This is a genomic window from Sodalis ligni (genome assembly GCF_016865525.2).
Classification (GTDB): Bacteria; Pseudomonadota; Gammaproteobacteria; order Enterobacterales; family Enterobacteriaceae; genus Acerihabitans; species Acerihabitans ligni.
In genome coordinates this window covers 5,490,270-5,512,025 of record NZ_CP075169.1, presented here as the reverse complement: position 1 = coordinate 5,512,025, position 21,756 = coordinate 5,490,270, and the positions used below count along the sequence as shown (strand labels likewise).

19 protein-coding genes and 1 pseudogene are annotated in these 21,756 nt (G+C 54.1%); 8 read left to right on the top strand and 12 right to left on the bottom strand.

Annotation, left to right across the window (positions count from 1 at the left end; all coding sequences use genetic code 11):
* Positions 1 to 48: 48 nt before the first annotated feature.
* The 6 genes from fucU to GTU79_RS25775 form a co-directional block, all read right to left on the bottom strand.
* Complete coding sequence (fucU, locus tag GTU79_RS25800; protein WP_203520825.1) at positions 49 to 477, bottom strand: L-fucose mutarotase; 429 nt, start codon at positions 475 to 477, stop codon at positions 49 to 51.
* Positions 471 to 1,940: an L-fuculokinase gene (gene fucK, locus GTU79_RS25795; protein WP_203520827.1), complete on the bottom strand. Its 1,470-nt coding sequence runs from the start codon at positions 1,938 to 1,940 to the stop codon at positions 471 to 473. Before fucK ends, fucU begins: the two co-directional genes overlap by 7 nt.
* Positions 1,941 to 2,198: 258 nt before the next feature.
* Positions 2,199 to 3,998, bottom strand: a complete 1,800-nt coding sequence (fucI, locus tag GTU79_RS25790) for an L-fucose isomerase (protein WP_203520829.1) — start codon at positions 3,996 to 3,998, stop codon at positions 2,199 to 2,201.
* Between the two features lie 89 nt (positions 3,999 to 4,087).
* Positions 4,088 to 5,011, bottom strand: a complete 924-nt coding sequence (locus GTU79_RS25785) for an ABC transporter substrate-binding protein (RefSeq protein ID WP_338091505.1) — start codon at positions 5,009 to 5,011, stop codon at positions 4,088 to 4,090.
* A 101-nt stretch (positions 5,012 to 5,112) separates the two neighbouring features.
* Positions 5,113 to 6,027, bottom strand: a complete 915-nt coding sequence (locus GTU79_RS25780) for an ABC transporter permease (protein WP_214513503.1) — start codon at positions 6,025 to 6,027, stop codon at positions 5,113 to 5,115.
* Between the two features lie 68 nt (positions 6,028 to 6,095).
* Complete coding sequence (locus tag GTU79_RS25775) at positions 6,096 to 7,595, bottom strand: sugar ABC transporter ATP-binding protein (protein ID WP_203520831.1); 1,500 nt, start codon at positions 7,593 to 7,595, stop codon at positions 6,096 to 6,098.
* Positions 7,596 to 8,286: 691 nt separating this feature from the next.
* Between GTU79_RS25775 and GTU79_RS25770 the strand changes: the two genes are divergently transcribed.
* The 4 genes from GTU79_RS25770 (at position 8,287) to GTU79_RS25755 (ending at position 11,575) form a co-directional block, all read left to right on the top strand.
* Positions 8,287 to 8,934, top strand: a complete 648-nt coding sequence (locus tag GTU79_RS25770) for an L-fuculose-phosphate aldolase (RefSeq protein WP_203520833.1) — start codon at positions 8,287 to 8,289, stop codon at positions 8,932 to 8,934.
* Between the two features lie 328 nt (positions 8,935 to 9,262).
* On the top strand, positions 9,263 to 10,507 hold the full coding sequence (locus GTU79_RS25765) for an FAD-dependent monooxygenase (protein WP_203520835.1): 1,245 nt from the start codon (positions 9,263 to 9,265) through the stop codon (positions 10,505 to 10,507).
* A gap of 271 nt (positions 10,508 to 10,778) precedes the next feature.
* Positions 10,779 to 11,147 carry a DUF3817 domain-containing protein gene (locus tag GTU79_RS25760; protein WP_203520837.1) on the top strand — a complete coding sequence of 123 codons (369 nt, stop codon included), beginning with the start codon at positions 10,779 to 10,781 and terminating at the stop codon, positions 11,145 to 11,147.
* Positions 11,144 to 11,575, top strand: coding sequence for a CopD family protein (locus tag GTU79_RS25755; protein WP_203520839.1), 432 nt, complete (start codon positions 11,144 to 11,146; stop codon positions 11,573 to 11,575). Before GTU79_RS25760 ends, GTU79_RS25755 begins: the two co-directional genes overlap by 4 nt.
* A 67-nt stretch (positions 11,576 to 11,642) precedes the next feature.
* On the opposite strand, the gene GTU79_RS25750 is transcribed toward GTU79_RS25755, so the two are convergent.
* Positions 11,643 to 12,512: an SDR family oxidoreductase gene (locus GTU79_RS25750; RefSeq protein ID WP_203520841.1), complete on the bottom strand. Its 870-nt coding sequence runs from the start codon at positions 12,510 to 12,512 to the stop codon at positions 11,643 to 11,645.
* An 80-nt stretch (positions 12,513 to 12,592) separates the two neighbouring features.
* Between GTU79_RS25750 and GTU79_RS25745 the strand changes: the two genes are divergently transcribed.
* Entirely contained in the window at positions 12,593 to 13,015 is a 423-nt protein-coding gene (locus tag GTU79_RS25745; protein ID WP_132925215.1) for a winged helix-turn-helix transcriptional regulator, read from the top strand.
* Between the two features lie 141 nt (positions 13,016 to 13,156).
* Here the strand turns inward: GTU79_RS25745 and xylR are convergent, their stop codons facing one another.
* The 3 genes and pseudogenes from xylR to GTU79_RS31675 all read right to left on the bottom strand — a co-directional run.
* Positions 13,157 to 14,335, bottom strand: a complete 1,179-nt coding sequence (xylR, locus tag GTU79_RS25740; RefSeq protein WP_132925217.1) for a D-xylose utilization transcriptional activator XylR — start codon at positions 14,333 to 14,335, stop codon at positions 13,157 to 13,159.
* Between the two features lie 329 nt (positions 14,336 to 14,664).
* Positions 14,665 to 15,276 (bottom strand): PDDEXK nuclease domain-containing protein, encoded by a 612-nt coding sequence (locus GTU79_RS25735; protein ID WP_420854204.1) that lies wholly within the window; start codon positions 15,274 to 15,276, stop codon positions 14,665 to 14,667.
* A gap of 30 nt (positions 15,277 to 15,306) precedes the next feature.
* Positions 15,307 to 15,721 (bottom strand): annotated as a pseudogene (locus GTU79_RS31675) (DUF1016 N-terminal domain-containing protein); the annotation flags it as partial.
* A gap of 1,055 nt (positions 15,722 to 16,776) precedes the next feature.
* Between GTU79_RS31675 and GTU79_RS25725 the strand changes: the two are divergent.
* The 3 genes from GTU79_RS25725 (at position 16,777) to GTU79_RS25715 (ending at position 19,462) form a co-directional block, all read left to right on the top strand.
* A complete protein-coding gene (locus GTU79_RS25725; RefSeq protein ID WP_214513501.1) occupies positions 16,777 to 17,331 on the top strand; it encodes a hypothetical protein in 555 nt (184 codons plus the stop codon).
* Between the two features lie 60 nt (positions 17,332 to 17,391).
* Positions 17,392 to 17,580 (top strand): hypothetical protein, encoded by a 189-nt coding sequence (locus GTU79_RS25720; RefSeq protein WP_214513500.1) that lies wholly within the window; start codon positions 17,392 to 17,394, stop codon positions 17,578 to 17,580.
* 1,174 nt (positions 17,581 to 18,754) lie between these two features.
* On the top strand, positions 18,755 to 19,462 hold the full coding sequence (locus GTU79_RS25715; RefSeq protein ID WP_420854132.1) for an RES family NAD+ phosphorylase: 708 nt from the start codon (positions 18,755 to 18,757) through the stop codon (positions 19,460 to 19,462).
* A gap of 32 nt (positions 19,463 to 19,494) precedes the next feature.
* Here GTU79_RS25715 and GTU79_RS25710 read toward each other — a convergent pair whose 3' ends face one another.
* Positions 19,495 to 20,184 (bottom strand): MerR family transcriptional regulator, encoded by a 690-nt coding sequence (locus GTU79_RS25710; protein ID WP_203520849.1) that lies wholly within the window; start codon positions 20,182 to 20,184, stop codon positions 19,495 to 19,497.
* 191 nt (positions 20,185 to 20,375) lie between these two features.
* On the bottom strand, positions 20,376 to 21,593 hold the full coding sequence (locus GTU79_RS25705; RefSeq protein WP_203520851.1) for a LysR family transcriptional regulator: 1,218 nt from the start codon (positions 21,591 to 21,593) through the stop codon (positions 20,376 to 20,378).
* Positions 21,594 to 21,756: the final 163 nt, after the last annotated feature.

Genomic DNA, 21,756 nt, shown 5'->3' with positions numbered 1-21,756 from the left:
TCAGGATAATCGGTACTTACCGTCGGCATAAGATACGACATAGACCGGTCAAAATATGGGCGTCACCCCTTTTTTTAACAAGATATTGCCGTATTTAGCCGTTTCACCGGTGAGGACAATGGCAAAAGCCCCCCGGGCGCGTTGGTAAAACGCGTAACGATCGATGCGGGCTACCGGCTGATGGCTGCCTTTACCGAACAGGGCTTGCAGATAGCGGGCTTCCACCGCGGGATCCAGCTCATCGCCGGCGCCGGGGGCCATCATCACCAGCGGCGGGGCATAACTGTCCAGCTCGAACAGCGGGATGATGGCCGCCAGCAGCGCATCCACCGGCAACCCGTCGGCGCGCACCACCTGCGGCCCAAGGGAGTGAGCCGGAAAAAACGCGTCCGCCAGGATGATTTCATCGCCGTGGCCCATCTCGGCGAGAATTTTCAGCAGCGCGGGAGAAATGAGCGGGGAAATATTTTTCAGCATAAAGCATCTCCTGTTAAAGAAGTAACGCGACGGGGCGGGAACAGCCGCTGATAACAGGCGGCGTCGTCCCCCGGCCTGTACCATTGGTATTGATAAGCCACCTGCTGCCGAGCCGCTTCCGGCGTGGCGTAATAGCCGATACCGCTCCAGGCGAACATTGACGCCCCCAGCACGGTGGTTTCAGCTTCATTGAGCACCTTGATGGGTAAATTCAGCACATCCGCTTTGATTTGGTTCCATAAATCGTTGCGGCTGCCGCCCCCCACCAGCGTCAGCTCTCGGCTGGTGAAATGGCCGATTCGCTCAAGCAAGGTGAGATTATCCCGCAGGGTGGCGGACAGTGCTTCCAGAGAAGCGCGATAGATATGGCCGCGCCGGGCCGACAGCGACAGACCCTGCCAGCCGGCCGCCGCGTCCACCAGGCTGCCGTGCAGACGCACGCCGTCGGTACCCGGCGGTATTGACCGGGCTTCTTCAATCATTTCCCGATAGACCGCGGCGGGGGCGCTGCCGGCCCAGCACAGCTGGCGGACCCATTCCAGTACGCCGGAGGCCAGCCATTGCAATCCCGGGTTAAACAAACCGGCGCGGCTGTCCAGTTCGCAGGTGGATCCGGCTATTTCCGGCAGCATGGCGGTATTCACCCGTTGACTGCGGACCATGAGGATCTCCCAGGTGCCGGAAGAGAGAACCGGCTGATCGAGGGCGGCGCCGGAACCGAACAAGGCAAACTGGGTATCGTGGCCGGCAGAGACCACCGGCAGTCCGGCCGGGAGTCCCAACTGTTCGGCGACGGCGGGCAACAGCGTGCCCACCCTGTCGCCGGCGTCGGCGATAGCCGGGAAAAGCCTGTTATCCAGCCCGACGCTCTGCAAAATCCGCCGGCTGAAATCCCCCTGCTGCACATCCAGCAGCTGACTGGTGCCCGCCATGGTGCGATCGGTGGTGAACGCGCCGGTCAGCCGGTGATTGATTAGGGATGAAATAAACAGCCAGGCCCGGGCCTTCTCCAGCAGGCGCGGCTGGTTTTCGCGCAGCCATACCAGCTTATAAAGGGTATTGAAGCTGAATTGCCCCACGCCTGAGATGCCCTGGAGCTCCGCCGGGGAGATATAGCGGCCGATATCCGCCATGACGGCGGCGGTGCGCGGGCATTTCCAGCTGATAACCGGATAGAGCAGTTCCCCTTGGGCATCCACCAATGCGCCGTCCACCCCGAAGGTGGTGACGGTCAGGGCATGAATGCGGCAGGAGGAAAGCTCTGCGGATAAGCGGCGGCAGCACTGGCCGAGACCGGCCATTATTTCGTCCAGGGACCATATCTGCCAGAGGGGGTTTTCCCCGCCGGGCCGGCTGGCATTGGGGATAACCGCCTTCGCCACCACCATGCCCTCGGGGGAGAGGGCGACGGCCCTGAGATTGGTGGCGCCGCAATCCAGTACGATGACAACATTTTGGCTCATGGCGGCTTTAGCCTCCGGATAGATTTTGGGAAAGCTCGCGAATTGCCGCCGTCAGGCGGCAATTCGCGAGCTTGTTGACTAAATGCCCGGTCGGGACAGGCTGCCAGATCGTAGCTATACAGCAAACCTGCCGTGAATCCATCCATGGAGGCTCGATCCGCGCCGTCCCCGGCGCGGACGGTTTACTCCTCGGGCAGCCTGTCCCGCCTTTTTAACTCTGAGTCTGTTTGTCAGCAGTCTGACGAATTGCCGCCGCGGCTATTTTTTATACAGCGGGCCGTAGTTTTGGCAGGCGCGGTAATCCTGTCCTTCCGGGTCCATGCCGTGGGCGGCCCAGGCGGTGGGGCGGTATATCTGTTCCTCCGCCACGTTGTGCATACATACCGGAATGCGCAGCATGGCCGCCAGGGTGATAAAGTCCGCCCCCACATGGCCGACGGTGAGGACGCCGTGGTTGGCGCCCCAGTTGGCCATCACCGAATAGACATCACGGAAGGGACCTTTGCCGGTCAGGCGCGGCGCAAACCAGGTGGTGGGCCAGGTAGGGTCGGTGCGCTGGTTCAGGGTATCGTGCACCGCCGCCGGCAGATCGACGCTCCAGCCTTCGGCGATTTGCAGTACCGGCCCGATCCCGCGGATGATATTGACCCGCGTCATGGTGAAGGGCACGCCGCCGCGGCTCAGGAAACAGGACGAATAGCCGCCGCCGCGGAAATATTCATGGATGGCCGGGCACCATTCGGTGGCCGCCAGGCAGGCCTGGGCCTCCTCATCGCTGATTTCCCAATGGGGCTTCAGGGTGGGCTTGCCTTCGGCGTCGGTCTGGCGGCAGGTGCCGTCCAGCGCCGCCGAACCGGAGTTGATAAGGTGGATAATGCCTTCGGCGGCATGGCCTTCCAGCTGATATTGCGTAACGCGTTTTACCGCATCGGGAGACCAGTAGGTACGCACATCGGCAAAAATCTGGGCGGTGCCGGTCAGGGTATGGCCGAACAGCATGGCTACCGCGTTCAGGCTGTCGTTTTCCGTCGCCACCACCATGGCTTCCCGCACGCCGTTCCAGTCAAAGGAGCTGTTGAGCAGCGCCTCGGCGGTATCGCCGTTGGGGTACTGATCGGTCCAGTGACGCTGGCCCTGAAAACCGGCGGCAATGGCGTTGTAGCCTAGGGATTCTTCCACAAAGCCCCGTTCAGCCACTTTGGCGCTGCCCTGCATCATGTCGCGGATGCAAATCGCCATCAGCAGGCTTTCGCGCAATATCCCGCGGCTCTGTTCCTCGGATTGGCGGTATTGCTGCGCGTTTTTATCCTTCCCGAAACGGAAATACTTGTCAGCCCAGGAGAGGGCCAGCTCCAGCTCATCGGCGTCATAAATCTGCTGATCCATCCGGCGGCGCAGTTCGGTCATATCCACCGCCTGGACTTTCATGCCCAGCCAGGATTCGAAAAAGTCATGATCAACAATGGAGCCGGCAATGCCCATGGCGACGCCGCCGATGGACAGGTAGCTTTTGCCTTTCAGGGCCGCCACCGCGATGCCGGCCCGGGTGAAGCGCAGCAGTTTTTCCTGTACATCGCCGGGGATGCTGTTATCGCCGCCATCCTGCACATCGTGGCCGTAGATGGCGAAAGCCGGCAGCCCTTTCTGATTATGGCCCGCCAGCGCGGCGGCCAGATAGACGGCGCCGGGCCGTTCGGTGCCGTTGAAGCCCCAAATCGCCTTCGGCCGGAACGGGTCCATATCGATGGTTTCGCTGCCGTAACACCAGCAGGGCGTCACGGTGATGGTCAGGCCGATATTTTCCGTGCTGAATTTTTCTTCGCAGGCGGCGGATTCCGCCATGCCGGCGATACAGGTATCGGCTATTACGCACTGCACCGCTTCACCGTTGGGATAACGCAGGTTATCCGTCAAAAAGGCCGCGGTGGCGCGGGCCATGTTCATGGTTTGTTCTTCCAGGGATTCGCGGATACCCAGCCGGCGGCCGTCGATAACCGGACGGATACCCACCTTGGGGGCCGGGGAAGCATGATGGGGGGATAGATGTTGACTGCTCATAAAGATTCCTTTTCTGTTCCAAACAGCATTGGCGGCGCCGGCCGGGCTTCGGCGAACGGCGCGGCGCCGCCCTTTATTGATTCAGAGAGCTACTTTTTACCGAACGGGTAGAGCAATTTCTGAATCGCCGGTTCGTTCAGGTTGCTTTGGGTGACAAATTTCACCGGAATATCAACGGATTTAGGTACCTTCTGCCCACGAATGGAGTTCACCAGGGTAGTCAATCCCTGATAGCCGATCTGATAGGCGTCCTGAACGATGAAACCCTGGATAGCGCCGATTTTGAGGTAGTTGATGATGGCTTCGGTGCTGTCGAAACCGATGACTTTAATCTTGCCGGACAGTCCCAGGGTTTTAATGGCATTGGCCACCCCCAGGGTCGAGCCTTCGTTGGTGGCGTAAATACCCGCCAAATCGGGATTGGCCCGCGTCATATCGATGGTTTTATCCATGGCTTTCTGCGGATCGCCGTCGCTGTACTGCACCGGCAGCAGCGTAATGTTCGGGTATTTTTCCTTGATGGTCTTGGTGAACCCCTCCGTGCGTTCGATGGCCGACGTGGTGCCAGCCACATGGGCGACGATGCCGACCTTTCCCTTGCCGCCCAACTCCTTGGCCAGCGCATCCGCCGCCGCCGAACCCGCTTTCACATTGCTGGTGGCGACAAAGCTGACCGGGATATCGGAATTCACCCCCGAGTCGAAGGTCGCCACGGTGATATGCTGGCCGTTGGCTTTCTCCACCAGGGGAATCAGGGCGTTGGCATCCAGGGACGAGAGTAATATCCCGTTGGGATGGCGGGTGATGGTATCCTCCATCAGCTGGATCTGCTCGGCGATTTGGGTTTCATCGGACGGGCCGACAAAACTGGTTCTTACCGACAGGTCTTTTGCCGCCGCCTCCGTGCCTAATTTCACCGTCTGCCAGAATTCTTGCTGGTATCCCTTACTGACCACCGGGACATAAAGCTGGTCAGCGGCATAAGACTGGCCTATGCCGAATATTGCCATCATTGCCAGGCCGCAAAGCGTTTTTATTTTCATCATGACTACCTCATGTGATTTATCGTTATACCCTTGAGTAATACAGTTCAGGTAAGAATGACGTCAGGGAATTAAATTCTTTTACGTACCGTATCCAAATAAACCGCCGCAACCACTACGATGCCCATGGCCACCATTTGCCAGAATTGCGATACGCCGATTAAATTAAGCCCGTTATTCAGCACGCTCATAATGAACGCCCCGATAATCGTGCCGCCGATGGTGCCGACGCCGCCCATCAGGCTGGTGCCGCCGATAACCACCGCGGCGATGGCCTGCAATTCATACCCCATCCCGGCCGTCGGCTGGGCGGAATTAAGCCGCGACGCCAATATCACGCCGGCAATGCCGGTCAACACGCCGCAGAAAACGTACACGAACACCTTGACCCGATTGACTTTGATACCCGACAGGTGAGCGGCTTCCTCATTGCTGCCGACGGCGTAGATATAGCGGCCGATAACGGTTTTGTTCAGGATATAGGCCGCCCCGGCGGCCAGCACTATCAGATAGATCACCGGATAAGGCAGGAAATTGAATAGCTTGCCCTGCGCCAGCATCTGAAAGCCGGGATACTGCAGAAAGTACAGGGCTCGGCCGTCGGTAAGCACCAGATTGACGCCGCGCGCCGACATCATCAGCCCGAGGGTGGCGATAAACGGCGGAATGGTCCCTTTGGTCACCAGAAAACCGTTGATAAATCCGCAAATCCAGCCTCCCAGCACGCCGGCCAGGACGCACAGGGAGATAGGCAGCCCGAAGGAGGCGGCCAGCCCAACCAATACGCCGGAAAAACCCCCCCCCGACCCCAGGGAAAGGTCAATGCCCGCCGTGATAATCACATAGGTCACGCCGATGGCCAGGATGCCGATGACCGAGGTTTGCAGCGCAATGGTCATCAGGTTGTCGGTGTTTAAGAAATAGGGCGAGCTTAGGCTGAAAAATAACATGAGCAGGATCAAACTCAGCAGGGGCGCGAAACGCATCAGCAACGCCTTATTGCTTAGTTTTTATTCGTGCCAGTCTGTAAATATTTGGTTATGCCAATCATGATTCAGCCCTCTAACGTCGCATATTTCATTATATTTTCCTGATCCGCTTGCGTTGATTGCAATTCGGCAGTAATACGCCCTTGACGCATGACCAATATTCTGTCGCACATGCCGAGGATTTCCGGTAATTCAGACGAAATCATAATGATGGATTTGCCTTCGGCGGTAAGACGGTTCATCAGTTCATATATTTCGAGTTTTGCTCCAACATCAATACCCCGCGTCGGCTCATCAAAAATCAGTATTTCCGAGTTTTTGCATAACCATTTGGCAATAATAATCTTCTGCTGATTACCGCCGCTTAGATTCACCGCCAATTGAGCCAGATCGGGCGTTTTGATCCGCAGCCGGCGGCGGAGATCCTCACCGGCTTCCCGGCAGCGTTTCTCGTCGATGACGCCCCAGGCGTTGGCATATTGCCGGTAGCTGCTCAGCATGATATTGGTGCCCACGGACAACCCCAGGGCCAGGCCGTCCTTTTTCCGGTCTTCGGTGAGATAGCCGATGCCAAGGGAAATGGCGCGGTAAACGCTGTCCACGGTCACCTTGCGGCCTGACAATGTAATCTCGCCGCTGTCGATGGCATCGGCGCCGAACAGGGCGCGGGCCACCTCAGTGCGTCCGGCCCCCATCAGACCGGCGAACCCAAGGATTTCCCCCCGCTTAAGTTCAAAGCTGATGTTATCCAGCACCCCCCTGCGGCACAGGTTTTTGACGCTAAGCACCGTCTCCTCGCCGGGAGCGGAGGCCCTGACCGGGTAGATATCCCCCAGTTCCCGGCCTACCATCATGGTGATCAACTGGGCGATGCGCACCGTTGTGTAGTCTACGGTGGCAATGTATTTACCATCGCGCATCACCGTGGCCCGATCGGCGATTAACGCCAGTTCCTCCAGCCGATGGGAGATATACACAATGGAGACTCCCTGAGTTTTAAGCAGACGGATGACGTTAAACAGACTGTCGATTTCACTTTCGGTCAGCGCGGCGGTGGGCTCGTCCATAATCAGTATTTTGGCGTTCACCGACAGCGCTTTGGCTATCTCCACCATCTGCTGCTGCGCCACGGTTAACGCTAAGACCAGCCGGGTAGGGGGGATGGTGAGGTTCAGCATGGCCAGCAGCTCCTCCACCGCCTTGCGCTGTGATGTCTCATCAAGAATCCATTTGATGTTTTTATGGTGTTCCCGCCCGATAAAAATATTTTGCTCGACGGTTAAATCCGGGAAGAGATTAAATTCCTGATGAATAATGGCAATGCCCAGGGCGGAAGCGGCAATTGGACTGGTGATATTTACCGGCTGACCCTCAAGATATATTTGCCCTTCGTCACAGATATACACCCCGGACAAGACTTTCATCAGCGTGGATTTTCCTGCCCCGTTTTCGCCGAGCAATGCATGGACTTCTCCCCGCTGCAAATCAAAACTGACATTATCCAGTGCCAAAACACCGGGGAATCGTTTCGTAATATGGTTCATTTGCAAAACTGTTTCGGGCATGTGGCCTCCGGATAACACTCCGATTAGCGGACTAATCTTTCAGGCGATGATCCTTAAAACCCAGCGCGCAGGCACCATGGTGCTTTTTGAGCGGCTTTTGCTTTAGCTAACTCGAGTTAGCAATTTATGGAATGTGCTGTTCAGACACAAAGCCTTTATATGAATTTTGTGATGGTGATCGATACGTATGCTTTAATGTGCTGAAAAAAATGCTTTTATTTATTGAGCGCCGAATCAAGACCCGTTGCCGGCGACGGCCATCGGTTCTTGTCGTATCCCTTATTGCCGGTGGAGAAAATTCTAAACGGTCAATTTAAAAAACATACGCTGTCTGCTCCATAACCGGCATTATGTAAATAAAATGTGAGTCTAATCACTAAAATAACGGACTTTATTGCGTGGATTTAACATCATCGAGGAAAAGACATTGTTGTTAAATGTCCGTATTGGTCGGTAATTAAAAAAGCGGGCATCATTTTATTAACATACAAAGTTTGATAACGGCCGCCGGCATTATTAATGCTGTATCGATCACATTTTTACAGCAGCTGGATTTCGCGAATATCCCTTCAGTTAATTATATCGGTCAGGGTTAAATGTAGTGTAACTATATATATCCTGAATAATTTGGGTTGCTGGAAGGCCAACGCATCCGCAACTTGAAGTATGACGGGTATGTCGAGGAAAAATAATGGAAAGAACAACCTTAGCGCGAGAAATTATCGATACCTGCCTGGAAATGACACGCCTGGGGCTTAACCAGGGTACCGCCGGTAACGTCAGCGTCCGTTTTGAGGACGGCATGTTGATAACGCCTTCCGGTATCCCTTACGACCGGCTCGGCGAACAGCAGATTGTGTTTGTCGACGGCAAAGGGCGGGGTGAAACAGATAAAATCCCGTCCAGTGAATGGCGATTTCATCTGGCGGTATATCATACCCGTCCGGACGCCAACGCGGTCATTCACAACCATGCCCTAAACTGTACCGGGGTATCCATTTTGAATCGGCCGATTCCGGCCATTCATTACATGATTGCCGCAGGCGGCGGGGATGATATTCCCTGCGCGCCTTATGCCACCTTCGGCAGCCGGGAATTGTCCGAACATGTGGCGGTCGCCATGCGGCACCGTAAAGCGACGCTGCTGCAGCATCATGGGCTCATCGCCGCCGAAGAGAATCTTTCCAAGGCGTTATGGCTGGCCCATGAGGTGGAAGTCTTGGCGGCGCTGTACCTGAAACTGCTGCCCATCGTCCAGCCGGTGCCGGTATTGCCGTCTGATGAAATCGCCCGGGTGGTGGAAAAATTCAAAACCTACGGTCTGCGGGTGGAACGCTGATTACGGTTATCCCCGGCCACGGTCGGGCGTCGGTATCAGGGAATCGCTTCCGCCGCCCGTTTGATCTCCCTCTTTGTTCTTTCAGTTCGCGCCCACGGGCGCTATCCATCCCTTCCTATAGACCTTGTTACTGAAATAATAAGCAATATGTCTATGACGCTTAGGCCATTGATCCGGCTATAGCGCTGAACAAGACTGACATAAGTACGCTAAATGCCGCGGCACAAGGCCTTTTGCCTGCGCCGGACCTATCCGGGCGCAGCGGCCGTGGCCGCAGTGGGTTCGAAAAGCAATTTCATCAAGCGTTTATTCTAAAAGGGTCATCTGAATGAATCGTAAGCTTCGTGTTGGAGTCATCGGCGGAGGGATCGGTGGCGCTGCATTGATTGCATCATTGCGGCAACGGGGCATGGAAGCGCATCTGTTTGAACGTACCACGGCATTTAGGGAAGTGGGGGCCGGGGTACAAATGTCCCCTAATGCGGTAAAAATTCTCTATGCGCTGGGATTACGGGATACTCTGGACCGGCTGGGCTATGTGCCGGAAGCCGTTATCGGCCGCCACTGGCGCACCGGGCGGGAAAATTTCCGTACCCCGCAGGCGGGTGCCTGCCGGCGGATGTTCGGCACCGACTGTTATCATCTGCACCGGGCCGACCTGCTGGCGATGTTGGTGAATTTAATCAATCCGCGACAGGTTACCATGAATGCCCACTGTATTTCGGTGACCAATCATGGCCAAACAGCGGTGGCGCGCTTTTCCGATCATGAAGACTTCGAGGCGGATGTGATAGTGGGCGCCGACGGAGTGCATTCAGTGGTACGCGATAGCCTGTTCGGCGCCGAGGCGCCGTTATTCACCGGCAATATCTGCTGGCGCGCGGTCATACCGGCGGCGCTGCATCCGGAATTCATCAGCCCGGTCACCGCGGTCTGGCAGGGGCCCAACGGCCACGTGGTGACCTATGCCATCAGCGGCGGCAGCGCGCAGAATATCGTGGCGGTGAGTGAAACGCCGCACTGGATGGCCGAGTCATGGCATGTGCCCAGCAGCCGGGAGGAAATGCTGCAGGCCTTTGCCGGCTGGCATCCCGACGTGCTGCGGGAACTCTCCGCGGCCGAGAGTGTGTTCAAATGGGGCCTGTTTGATCGCGATCCCATGGAGCAATGGTCGAAAGGGCATATTACGCTGCTGGGAGATGCCGCCCATCCCATGCTGCCGTTCCTGGCCCAGGGCGCGGCCATGGCCCTGGAAGACGGCTATATCCTGGCCAGCCTGCTGGCGGTGCCGGGGATTGATGCGATGGAAGCGCTGCACCAGTATGAAGCGGAACGGATGCCGCGCACCAGCCGGGTTCAGCTCTCCGCGCGGGCGCGGGGCAAACGCTTTCATCTGACGTCCCCCTGGCAGCAGTTCAAACGGGACTTCAGCTATAAGCTGAAAACCATGCTTAATCCCCACACCGCGGGACAAGAGGCCCATTGGGTCTTTTCCTACGATGCCACGGCGTTTCGCCCGGCCGGCCGGCGGGTTGCGTCGTCGGTTTCCGCTCCCGAGCCGGTAAACGGCTGAAATCTCGGCCGGCGGACGGACGAGGCAGATGGAGCGTCCGTCCCATTTCTTCTTTGCTGGCCGAGACTTACTTGCCGCCCGGCGGACGGGCCGTTAGAATGCCCATACTGACCGGAAAGGTATTCGGCGGGCAGGGACCGCTGCGGGCATATCCCCCCAAGTCCATCACTCCGGTCGGCCAGGCCCTTCATAACGCAACGGCGGTGGTCGTTGCGGCACGAGGACGAAACACCTCATTTCGCCGTCAACGCGGCCATAGGTCATAGCGGTCATGACACCAAAAACGCAGCCGGAGCTGAAGGGTCCGGAACGTTCATTGCTAAAAAAATTACATCTGGCTTCCCTGGTGGAAGGCTGCACACTGGTTATTCTGACCTGTATCGCGGTGCCGCTGAAACATCTTGGCGGCTATCCGCAAATTGTCGCGGTGATGGGGCCGGTGCATGGGCTGGCCTTCCTGTTTTACGCCTGGATGGTGATTAATACCGCCTCCGGCGGCATGTGGCGCAAGGGGCAGGTGGCGAGGTTGCTGTTGCTGGCGTTTATCCCCTTCGGCACTTTTTTTAATCTGGGTATGATCACCAGGCGGTCAGCCGGATCGGATGCCCTTGATATTTCGGCTAAGGAAAAGAATTCATGACAACTTATTTACTGCTGCTTTCGCTGCATCTTGTCGCCTTCACGCTGTGGATTGGCGGCATGCTTATTCTGGCCCTGGCCATGAACAGCTGGAAAAAGATCCCACCCCTGGAGCTTTCTCCCTCCCTGCGTATCTTTACCGCCATTCAACGCTGGAATCAGACGGTGACCATGCCCGCCATGCTGTTGAGCTGGCTGTCCGGCCTGGCGTTGCTGATGATGGGCAATTGGCCGCCATCCTACTCATTGCTGCTCAAGGGCGTTTTTGTGCTGGCGCTATCGGCTTTGCACGGTATCCAGTCGGGATCCTTTCGGCGCAGCCTGGGGGAATCCCAACTGCAGGCGCCCGCCATTTTGCGCCATGCCGCCGGTTTTACCCTGGCGGCGCTGGTGATTATCGTGCTGCTGATCCAGCTTAAGCCGTTTTAAGGCCGGGTTAATCGGCACTGTCCGGCCGGTGTGATGCAACATCGCGTGGCCGGAAAGCCAGCCCGGATTAAGCCGCCGCGGTCCGTTTGATCGTAGCCGCCACGGTTTGCGCCATCGGCGTGGTGGGGCGGCCGATAAGCCGGCTCAGCTGGCGGCGGCTGTCGAACAGTCCGCCCTTGGCCGTTCCGGCGGCGGAATCCGCCAGCATGGCGGCCACCGGTTCCGGCAGGCCCGCCTGTTTGAGCAGCTCCTGATACCCCGCCTGCGTCAGGTTGACATAATTCACCACCGTGCCGGACTGGCGGGAAATTTCCGCCGCCAGGTCCGTCAGCGTATAAGCCTCGTCTCCCGCCAGTTCATAAATCTTGCCGGCATGACCGGTGCCGGTGAGCACGGCGGCGGCAGCGGCGGCATAATCGGCGCGGGTGGCGGAGGAGATCAGGCCGTCCCCGGCGCATCCGGCCAATGAGTTGATGGCGATGGCCGCCGGGATACCCATGGCGTAGTTCTCGTTATACCAGCCGTTGCGCAACAGCGCTACCGGCAGGCCGGAATCCTGTAACAGCGCTTCAGTGGCGCGATGTTCTTCGCCGAGGATGGTTAACGGGCTGGTGTCGGCATGCAATAAACTGGTGTAGGCCAGCAGACTTACGTTTGCCCGCTTGGCGGCCTCTATCACGGCGCGGTGCTGCGGTACGCGCCGGCCGACGTCGCTGGAGGAGATCAGCAGCACTTTTTCCGCGCCCTCGAATGCCTTGTCCAGCGTAGCGGGTTCGTTATAGTCGGCCTGGCGGACATTGATGCCCAGGGCGGCGAGATCTTGGGCCTTCGCCGGCGAACGCACGGCGGCAATCAGCTCTGCGGCCGGCCGGGTTTTTAATAATTCGGCAATAACCAGACGGCCCAATTGGCCCGTAGCACCAGTAACAACGATCATATTTTTTTCTCCTGTATGGTTTAGTAATGCCACTTTAGCTTTTATACTAACTTTTAGTAAGTACTAACAAAAAGGTAAGTATGATGATAATAAACGGCACGCCGAATGACTCCCTGGCTACCAAGATGCAGCGAGGGGAATTGCTGGATGTAAACTGCCCCTCTCGTGAAATTTTGAAGCACATGACCAGTCGTTGGGGGGTGCTGGTGCTCATCGCGCTGGCGCAGGGCACTCACCGTTTCAGCGAATTGCGCCGCAAAGTGGGCGGCGTCAGCGAAAAGATGCTCTCACAGACGTTGCAATGGCTGGAGGACGACGGGCTGGTGGTTAGAAAGCCGTTCCCCGTCGTGCCGCCCCATGTAGAGTATAGCCTGAGTCCGTTGGGGGAAGAGGCGGGGGAAAAAATCGAGGCATTGGCGGATTGGATTGAATTCAATATGCCGCGGATTGTGCGGTCGCGGGCCGCCCGGCCCCGGTCGATGCAAGAGGCCGGCTCCCTTTAACCGGCTCGTTGCACGTTCGGAGATAGCGGGCCTGGCGTGCTGTGGGGCGCTCTGGCGGGCGGAAAAACCACGCCCGCTTCGACCCCATCAGCACGCTCTCCCTTTAACAGGTTCGTTGCATGCCCGCTGTTTCCCGTTCGGTTAAAAGTGAAGCTCCATATGGTTATCGCGATACTCTTTGGGGGTGATTTCAAAGCCCTTTTTAAACACGGAATAAAAATATTGCAGCGAAGGGTATCCGCACATTTGCGAGACCTCATTGATGGTTAACGAGGAGGAGACCAATAAATTGCGCGCGCTCTCCAGCTTCTCTTCGTGGATAACGTTATGGATGGTTTTGCCGGTCTCGTCCTTGAAGCGTTTTTCCAGGTTTGAACGGGACATGCCCACCACGTCGAGCACCTGCTCCACCTTGATGCCCTTGCAGGCATGATAGCGGATATAGTGCATAGCCTGGATCACCGCCGGATCGCGCAGGGAGCGGAAATCCGTGGAGCGGCGCTCCACCACCTTGAGCGGCGGCACCAGTATCCGCTGCAACGGTAAACGTGAGTGATTCAACAGCTGATGCAGCAGCTTGGCGGCCTGGTAGCCCATTTGTCGGGTGCCCTGGGCCACGGAGGATAAGGGCACCCGCGACAGGCAGCGGGCCAGCTCTTCGTTATCGATGCCGATAATGCACAGCTTCTCCGGGATAGCGATATTCAGGTGCTCGCACACTTGCAGCAAATGGCGGGCGCGGGCATCGGTGACCGCGATGATGCCGGTGTGGGACGGCAGGGATTGCAGCCAGTCCGCCAGCCGGTTCTGGGCGTATTGCCAGTTGTCCGGCGTGGTCTCCACCCCTTGGTAGACTATGGGCTGGTAATATTCATCGGCGGCGAGCTGGCGGAAGGCCTGTTCCCGCTCCTGGGACCAGCGTTTGCCGCTGCTGGGGGGCAATCCGTAAAAGGCAAAGCGGTTAATGCCTTTTTCCTTCAGGTGCATAAAGGCGCTGGCCACCAGCGCGTGATTATCCGTGGCGATGTAATGCACCTGCGGGTAGTCTTCGTCGTCCTGGTAGGAACCGCCGACCCCGACAATGGGCACGTCGACGCCGCTCAGCAGCTGCTCTATTTCCCGATCGTCATAATCGGCGATAACGCCGTCTCCCAGCCAGTCCTCGATACGATTGATCCGCCAGCGGAAATCGTCCTCGATAAAAATATCCCAATCGCATTGGGATGCCTGCAGATATTCCCCCACGCCTTCCACCACTTGGCGGTCGTATACTTTATTGGCGTTAAATAACAATGTGATGCGATAACGTTTTTCGAACATACAGGGTGTTCTCGCAAAAATCGTCCGGTAGCCAGCATATACCCAGTAACGCGGGAGAAGTATTAACCGCGTGTGCGCCAGCTAGCAAATCCGCGATAAAAAACCGACGGAAAAACCGGGGCCGGGGGCAGTGCTGCTTCCCTCTCATTTTCCATGGTAAGCAGCTGCTGAAGACTCTCAATGACGGTGGCCTAAATCGGGTTTGCACAACCGCAACACACTGCAGACTGAGATAGCATGTTGCGGGATGCCGCTACTCTGGTCGATTACTGCCCAGCCTAGCTCAACCAGTTGGTCTAGACATTGTGTTTCGACTTAGCTGTATTCGCTCATGCTGAGTCCTCTTCTGCATTCCAGGCCAACTCCCGCTCCAGTTGCTCGATGCTGGGCAAGCTGGTTTGCAGCTCCGCAGGCAGGGATTCAACTAATTTGTATTCAGCGATACTCATAGGCTGGGACTTGTCGCCTAAGGCATATTCGGCAACCACTTTGTTTTTGCTCTTGCACAGCAGAAGACCGATGGCAGGGTTGTCCTGCTCGTTTTTCACCTGCCGATCAATGGCTGTCAGATAGAACCCCAGTTGCCCCAAATGCTCCGGCCTGAATTTTCCGCCTTTGAGTTCGATTACCACATAGCAGCGCAACTTGAGATGGTAAAACAACAGGTCGATAAAGAACTCATCGCCACCCACATCCAGCAACACCTGTCGCCCGACAAAGGCGAAGCCCGCGCCCAGTTCCAGAAGAAACTCGGTTACATGTTTTACCAAAGCATCTTCCACCTCACGTTCTTGGGCCTCCTCAGTCAGCCCTAGGAAATCGAAACGGTATGGGTCTTTGAGTGATTCACGAGCTAGGTCAGACTGCGCCTGAGGCAGGCTGACATCGAAGTTAGTCACTGCGGTGCCGCTTCGTTGTAACAAGCGACTTTCAATCTGCATTACCAGTACATTACGCGACCAGTTATGCTCAATAGCCTTGAAGGCATACCAGCGGCGCTCTTCAGGGCGGTTAAGTTTGTCCAACAGGGCCAGTTGGTGATACCAGGGCAATTGTGCAAGCACCGCTTGCACAAATTCTGAATCCGGCCACGCTTCGGCAAAAGCGCGCATATACTTGAGGTTACGCGGTGAAAAGCCCTTCATTTCGGGGAAAGCTGTGCGTAAATTTATGCGCCAGCCGTTCAATGACTTTGGCACCCCAGCCCTGCTCAGCTTGCCGTGCCAGGATATCGCGACCTATCTGCCAATACAGGCCCACCAGTTCCCGGTTGACCGCCAGGGCGGCACGCTGCTGGGCGTTATGGATACGACACTTCAGGTCGGCCAGCCAGGCAGCGTAGCCGCTGGGTACTAGAGTCAATGAAGCATGGAGCTCTGGTGTCATGCCGTCACCTCCGTGTCGGGTTCGTCAACCTGCACAGGCGCTTTGCCGGTTAGCAAGCCTTGCATTTTCTTTCGCCACCGTATACGCCGGCTTGATTACGATCCGTCCTCAATGATCAATCATCACTCGGGTTGATGTACTTAAAATGGCCCGCTCGCCCGGCATTGGCACTGGACGTCGTCAAAACACAGCTTGGCGGGGTCAATAAGATTTTCCATGGTTTTCACCTGATAAAGGTGAGGCGCAGCGCAGATGTTTTATAACAAGCAAAAAAAACAGATACGGCGACCTCGGTTGCGAGTACCACCGCAATAAACAAAATCAATGGCGGTGGCCCAAATCGGGATCTCACAACCGGTGCACACTTCTTCTCGGCCAGCCCTAAGGCTGCCCAATTTGAGCCACCATTGATATTACAGCAAGTTCGTGCTTGCCGCTCAATGATTACTGAGAAGACGACATAATACAATATGCATATTATGCCGCCGTGTGCTTCAAGGGAGTGAGGGTCCCTGCATTAAAAATTAATGCTGGGCTATAATAACGGAAAAATTTTAACGATGGCAAGGTATAAATAACAAAAATATTACTTGCTAAGTTAATATAATCAATGGGTTATATAATTTTATCGTGAGATGAGGTTACATGAAGATATTATATTATTACGTGAATATTTATTTTATCTGTATTGTTCGAGGACAAAATTGGCATAAGTAAATTTAAGTAAATATTAATTATCATTGAAATTAGTGATGCAGTGATATTACTTGGAAAGAGATTAAAAATAATGCCTGGCTTGACTTAGACTATTCATAATTGAGTAAAGGGGAGTTCATGTAAGCGCTATGGACGTGGAATTTCATCCAGAGACACGCGTGGACGAGCGTTATGCAACGTGGCTACCGAGAGCCGCGCTGCCGAGCGCTCGAGCATTAAATATGCTGAGTCATTTGAGAAGCGCCTATCGCCGCGCGAGAATCATTTAATATAGATTTAGCTTCCGTTGGCATAACGATATTACACTATGAGAAAGAATAAATAAGACCAAAAAATGTATGTTCCATAATAAAAACGTAAGGGCTGCCGCAGAAATAGCCATCCTTGAAACTAATGATTACTTCCTAAAAACTAATAGCTCACTAAGAGTCAACCGTATGAGTCAGGAGGATTTACGATGGTGCATACACTTTTCACGGCAGTCGCCATTTCCGCTTGAATGGTTAAATGTCGGACAGGATATAGATCATAATGAACACTACAATTTTTGTTTTAAGATCTTTTCTAATGGAGAAAGGCCCTCGGGCTGTTGCGCTTGCCGATATATCACTACAGAACGTAAAGTAGTTATAGAAATGTTGCAGAGTTTTGCGGACGAAGGAGATGAACTGGATGGGCGAATGACCGCATATAGTATAGTAACAATCTTATATTTTTTGAAAGAAATTCGCGGACTCGGTATCTTTATTGAAAACCCTGTAAATGAAGAAATTCTTCGACATTATATGAAGAACTTCCATTTTAAAGATGTATTTGGGGACGGCTCTCTACTCTTTAGGTCAGCTGACGATTTAGCATATCTTATACCCGAATGGTTACAAAATAATCAATAAATTTGAAAGTAGAAAAAATTTGAGCGATAATATTTTAATTACAGAAAGAGGAGCTTAGCGATGTCTCTTGTTAACAAATTGAACTCCTCCAGCAATCCAATGCTGGAAACTGAATCGCTTGTTCAAGGAAAAGAAATCTCCTTTACGAAAGAGCAACTTAGAAAAATGTTAATCGCTGCGGCACCAGCGATTAGGGCAATGAAAGGTCCTCATCATGAAGCGGTAGGGAAACTGTTAACGAGCAAATGATTAAAGCCGCAGCTAGGGCTGTGGCTTTTCTCAAAACAAGAGCAATTTTATCAAGTTCTTCAAATACGATCGGTACTGGCTGATGCCTGATTTTTAGCCGCTTATTGTAGCGTCCAGCCTTTCGCTTTGATCAAGCAACTCTCACATCTTCATCTTCGATTTTATAGGCGGCAAAGGCCAGCGCCCGGCATTGGCACTGGACGTCGTCAAAACACAGCTTGGCGGGGTCAATAAGATTTTCCATGGTTTTCACCTGATAAAGGTGAGGTGCAGCGCAGATGTTTTATAACAAGCAAGAAAACAGATACGGTGACCTCGGTTGCGAGTACCACCGCATAAAAAACTATCAATGGCGGTGGCCCCGAACGGGTTTGCACAACCGGTACACACTACTCCTCGGCCAGCCCTTAAGCTGCCCAACCTGAGCCACCATTGATATTAAGCGCGAGTTTGGCTCGCGGTACCATGATTACTGCGAAGACGACATAATACAATATGCATATTATGCCGCCGTTGATACTAGGGAGTGCAAGTTCCCGCTTTAAAAAACTAATGCTGGGCTATAATAACGGAATTATTTTAACGATGGCAAGAGATAAATAACGAAAACATTACTTGCTAAGTTAATATAATCAATAGGTTATATAATTTTTATAGTGAGAAGAAGTAGAATGAAGATGTTGTATTATTACGTAAGGATTTATTTTTATCTGTATTGTTCGAGGATAAAGTTGGCATAAGTAAATTTAAGGAAAAGGGTAGTTCATGTAAGCGCTTTGGACGTGGGATTTCATCCAGAGCCATGCGAGGACGAGCGATATGCGAGGTGGCTACCGAGAGCCGCGTTACCGTGCGCTCGAGCTTAAACATATTGTGGAAAATTGTAATCTATAATTGGTTTTTTAATATTAAGCCGGAGAACCGAACACATGCAAAGACTGTTGTGACTCAAATATTTATTATCAAGCGAAGATCAACAGGTTTCGTAACCTCATAATATATTTCTTAACTACCTTTAGATTTCTGTATTTGCTAGCCATTGGCTAATGGTTTATCCTCATTCAATCCTGCCAATATACCCGATGTGTAACATTGTCCGTTATGGTTACTACTGCGTATAAACTCAGAAATGTGGAGATTAAGCCCATAGCTTATATGTACAAGTACAAAAATTATGGAGGATTTTAATGCTAATCAAAACAGGGGAAATTCAAACGATGATGTGAACATGAATACGCCGACTGAAACTGCCGTAAACGCAGGCAAGAATGAACAAGATGAGGTTGCTTATACGAAAATTGAGCAACTGAAGGATGGTTTGCTTCGTGATTGCGGTAGGGCGGTCGCTGCAGGAACGAAGGCTTTTCGGCTCCAACTGGGTGGCTATGGTGGAAGCAATGTTTTTTTCAATCGTAACGGTAAAGATTATCGTTACAGTCTTAATGACGGAGTAAACGGGTCGATGTATTTGGCTTATACTCCCAAGACAGCAATTAAAGAAGTGTTTCAGAACAAAATAGGGCTCAAAGAGTCGGACCTCAATAATTATTTTATGGGTACTATAGTCGTTGTAAAAGACGTCAATATTTTGCTGGTCAATGAGCTGATGAGTAAAAGCAATGTGAAACTCCATGACGTCACTACGGCGACGCGTATCGTCACTCAATTGCTGGCTCAAAAAGTTCATTCAGTAGGATTCGATGGGATGTCATTTCTGTCGAACGTTACCGGTGAACCCTGTCTGGTGTTGTGGCATGATGATCCTGCCGGAGCCGGTATGGCCACGACCCGTGTCCAAACCTCTCTCAGTCAATTTACTCACCAAGGTCAGGAAGCCGCTGACATTTTGTTTGTTGAACTGGGTATTCCGGTTGAAGAATAATAAAAAGGGGACGTGCCCTCTTTATGACGCCATTACGCCACATCCTGCGTTCCGTAGACGCGCGCGAGTCGATGGAGCTCCGCCATTAACTCTTGATCCGGTTTGTTTTTCAGTATTTCAGCAATGGTGAAAACCCGGCCTGCCGGGATCAGACCATTCAGCACGGTATTGCGTTCCTCCATAAAAAAGGAATACCGCATCCGGTCACTAAATCCCACCAGGTCTTTGAGCAGTTCAGGTACGCCTTTGAGCACGCCTTTATCTGATATAGCTTCTGCTTCGGTGAACTGGAACACCGGATAGTAAAACTCACCGTCAATCTCCAGGGCGAGCAGTTGGCCAGCATCTTTCCAGTTTCTGACGGTGGTTTTGGTTTTGCCCAGGATCTCCGCGGCCTGAGCTGAATTATACACGCCGCCGTCTTTTTCCAGCGTCTGAAGAAAGAGGGCTTTACTATGCAACCGGCGCAGTTGTCGGTTTTTTTCTGTGGTCATACTGCTGATCGCACGGTTTTTCATGTATTCAATAATGGCATCAAGGGCAAAAATAGCATCGGTATGAGCCATGCTGGCCTGACTGATTTGGGTATTGCCTGAACGCACGTCGTCCGCCAACTCCTGAATAAAATTTTGCAGGCGTGCTGCTGGCGTGCCGCTATCCTGATAAATTTGTTTATCGGAGGAACGATCGTTAATGTTTCGTTTTTCAATGACCGCAGCCATAAACATCTCCTTTTCGATTTCCTTAAAATAATAGTACGTTAAATCGGAAAGTTGTGCAACTTTTGGGCTTGAACCGCTTATAAGGTTATGGCTGTCAATTTGAAGTATTTGCTCACTGTCAACGATGCTGGCACCCCTAATTAAGTGTGATTGCCAAGCGCTTGAGTTGAATATCTATAAATCACACCCTCCTAAGGGCGCCGCATCTGTGCAGCCACCGATCTCAACAGCTCGATAAAGGTGGCCTGCAGTGCAGTAGGACGCCAATCGTTCCGGCGTGTCAGGGCGATAGTTCTCCAGAAGTCCGCGCCGGGCGATCCGATTTCCGCCAGTTGTCCAGCCTGGCTTTCCAGACGGAATTGATCCCGCGACATCAGCGTCAGCCAGTCGCCTTCCAGCATCATGCCGCGTTTAATTGTCACAGACCCGCATTGCACCCGCAGGATCGGTGGGGTTTGTCCGCGCACGGCGAACATGCGTTCCCAGTGCACCCGCATCGGCGTGCCTGGCGCCGGCATCACCCAGTGATGATCCAGCAGGTCGGCTGTGGTCAGGGGTGTTTTGCCATGCAGCGGATGTCCGGTACGGCCAACGATCACCAGTTCGTCATCAAACAACGCTTCCTGGGTCACGTCATGGGTGGGGACCCACTCGCGTTGCGAACCGATCAGTAAGTCCACATCCCCCTGACGCAGGTGGCTCAGTAACTCGGCATGCGGCCCTTCGACAATCTCCACTGAGGCGGCCGGCCACTGGGTACAGAATCCGGCCAATACCCTGGACAGGAAGTAGGAGCGGGCCACGGGCAACACGCCGATGCGCAGCGTGCCGCTCAGACCCTGGTTGCGGGTGGCGATTTCGTCGATACCGGCCCGCAGTTCCGCCAGCATCAGGCGCACGTAGTGCACCAACTGACCCGCCGGCGCCGTAGGTCGGATCGCTCTGCCCGTGCGCTCCAGTAAAGGGATTTCAACGGTCTCCTGCAATTCACGCATCGCCCGGTGCAGCGAAGGTACGGAGATGTCCAGTTGCCTCGCCGCGACAGCATAACTGCCGGCGCCGACTACCGACACCAGCGCGCGCAGCTGGCTCATGGTCACCCGCTGGTCCAGCTTCATTAACACCGGTTTGCCGGAGCCGCGACGGATTTGCCGCACGCCGCTGGCCAGGTAGGCGAGGGCCCGCTCGGTACGGATGATGAAACCGGTGCCGGCGTCGGTAATGGTCACTCCACCCGGACGGCGCTCGAACAGGCTTACGCCGAGTGTCTGTTCAATCTTACTGATGGCCTGGGCCAGTGCCGGTTGCGATAAATTGACCGTCTTCGCCGCGCCGCTGATATTACCTGTCGCCGCCACCGCAAGCAGGGCGCCGAGGTGTCGCAGGTTGAGTGAATAAGCTTGAGTCATTTTTATTCGTTAGCCAAATTCAATAGCCGGAGCGTAATTCGAATTTTCTCTCTCAAATACATCCATATATAGTCTGAGGATATCCGAAGCGCTAGTGAAAATAAAATAACTCGATCAATAGTTAATCCGGATATCTCTGTCACCCTACAAGAACGAGGCACCT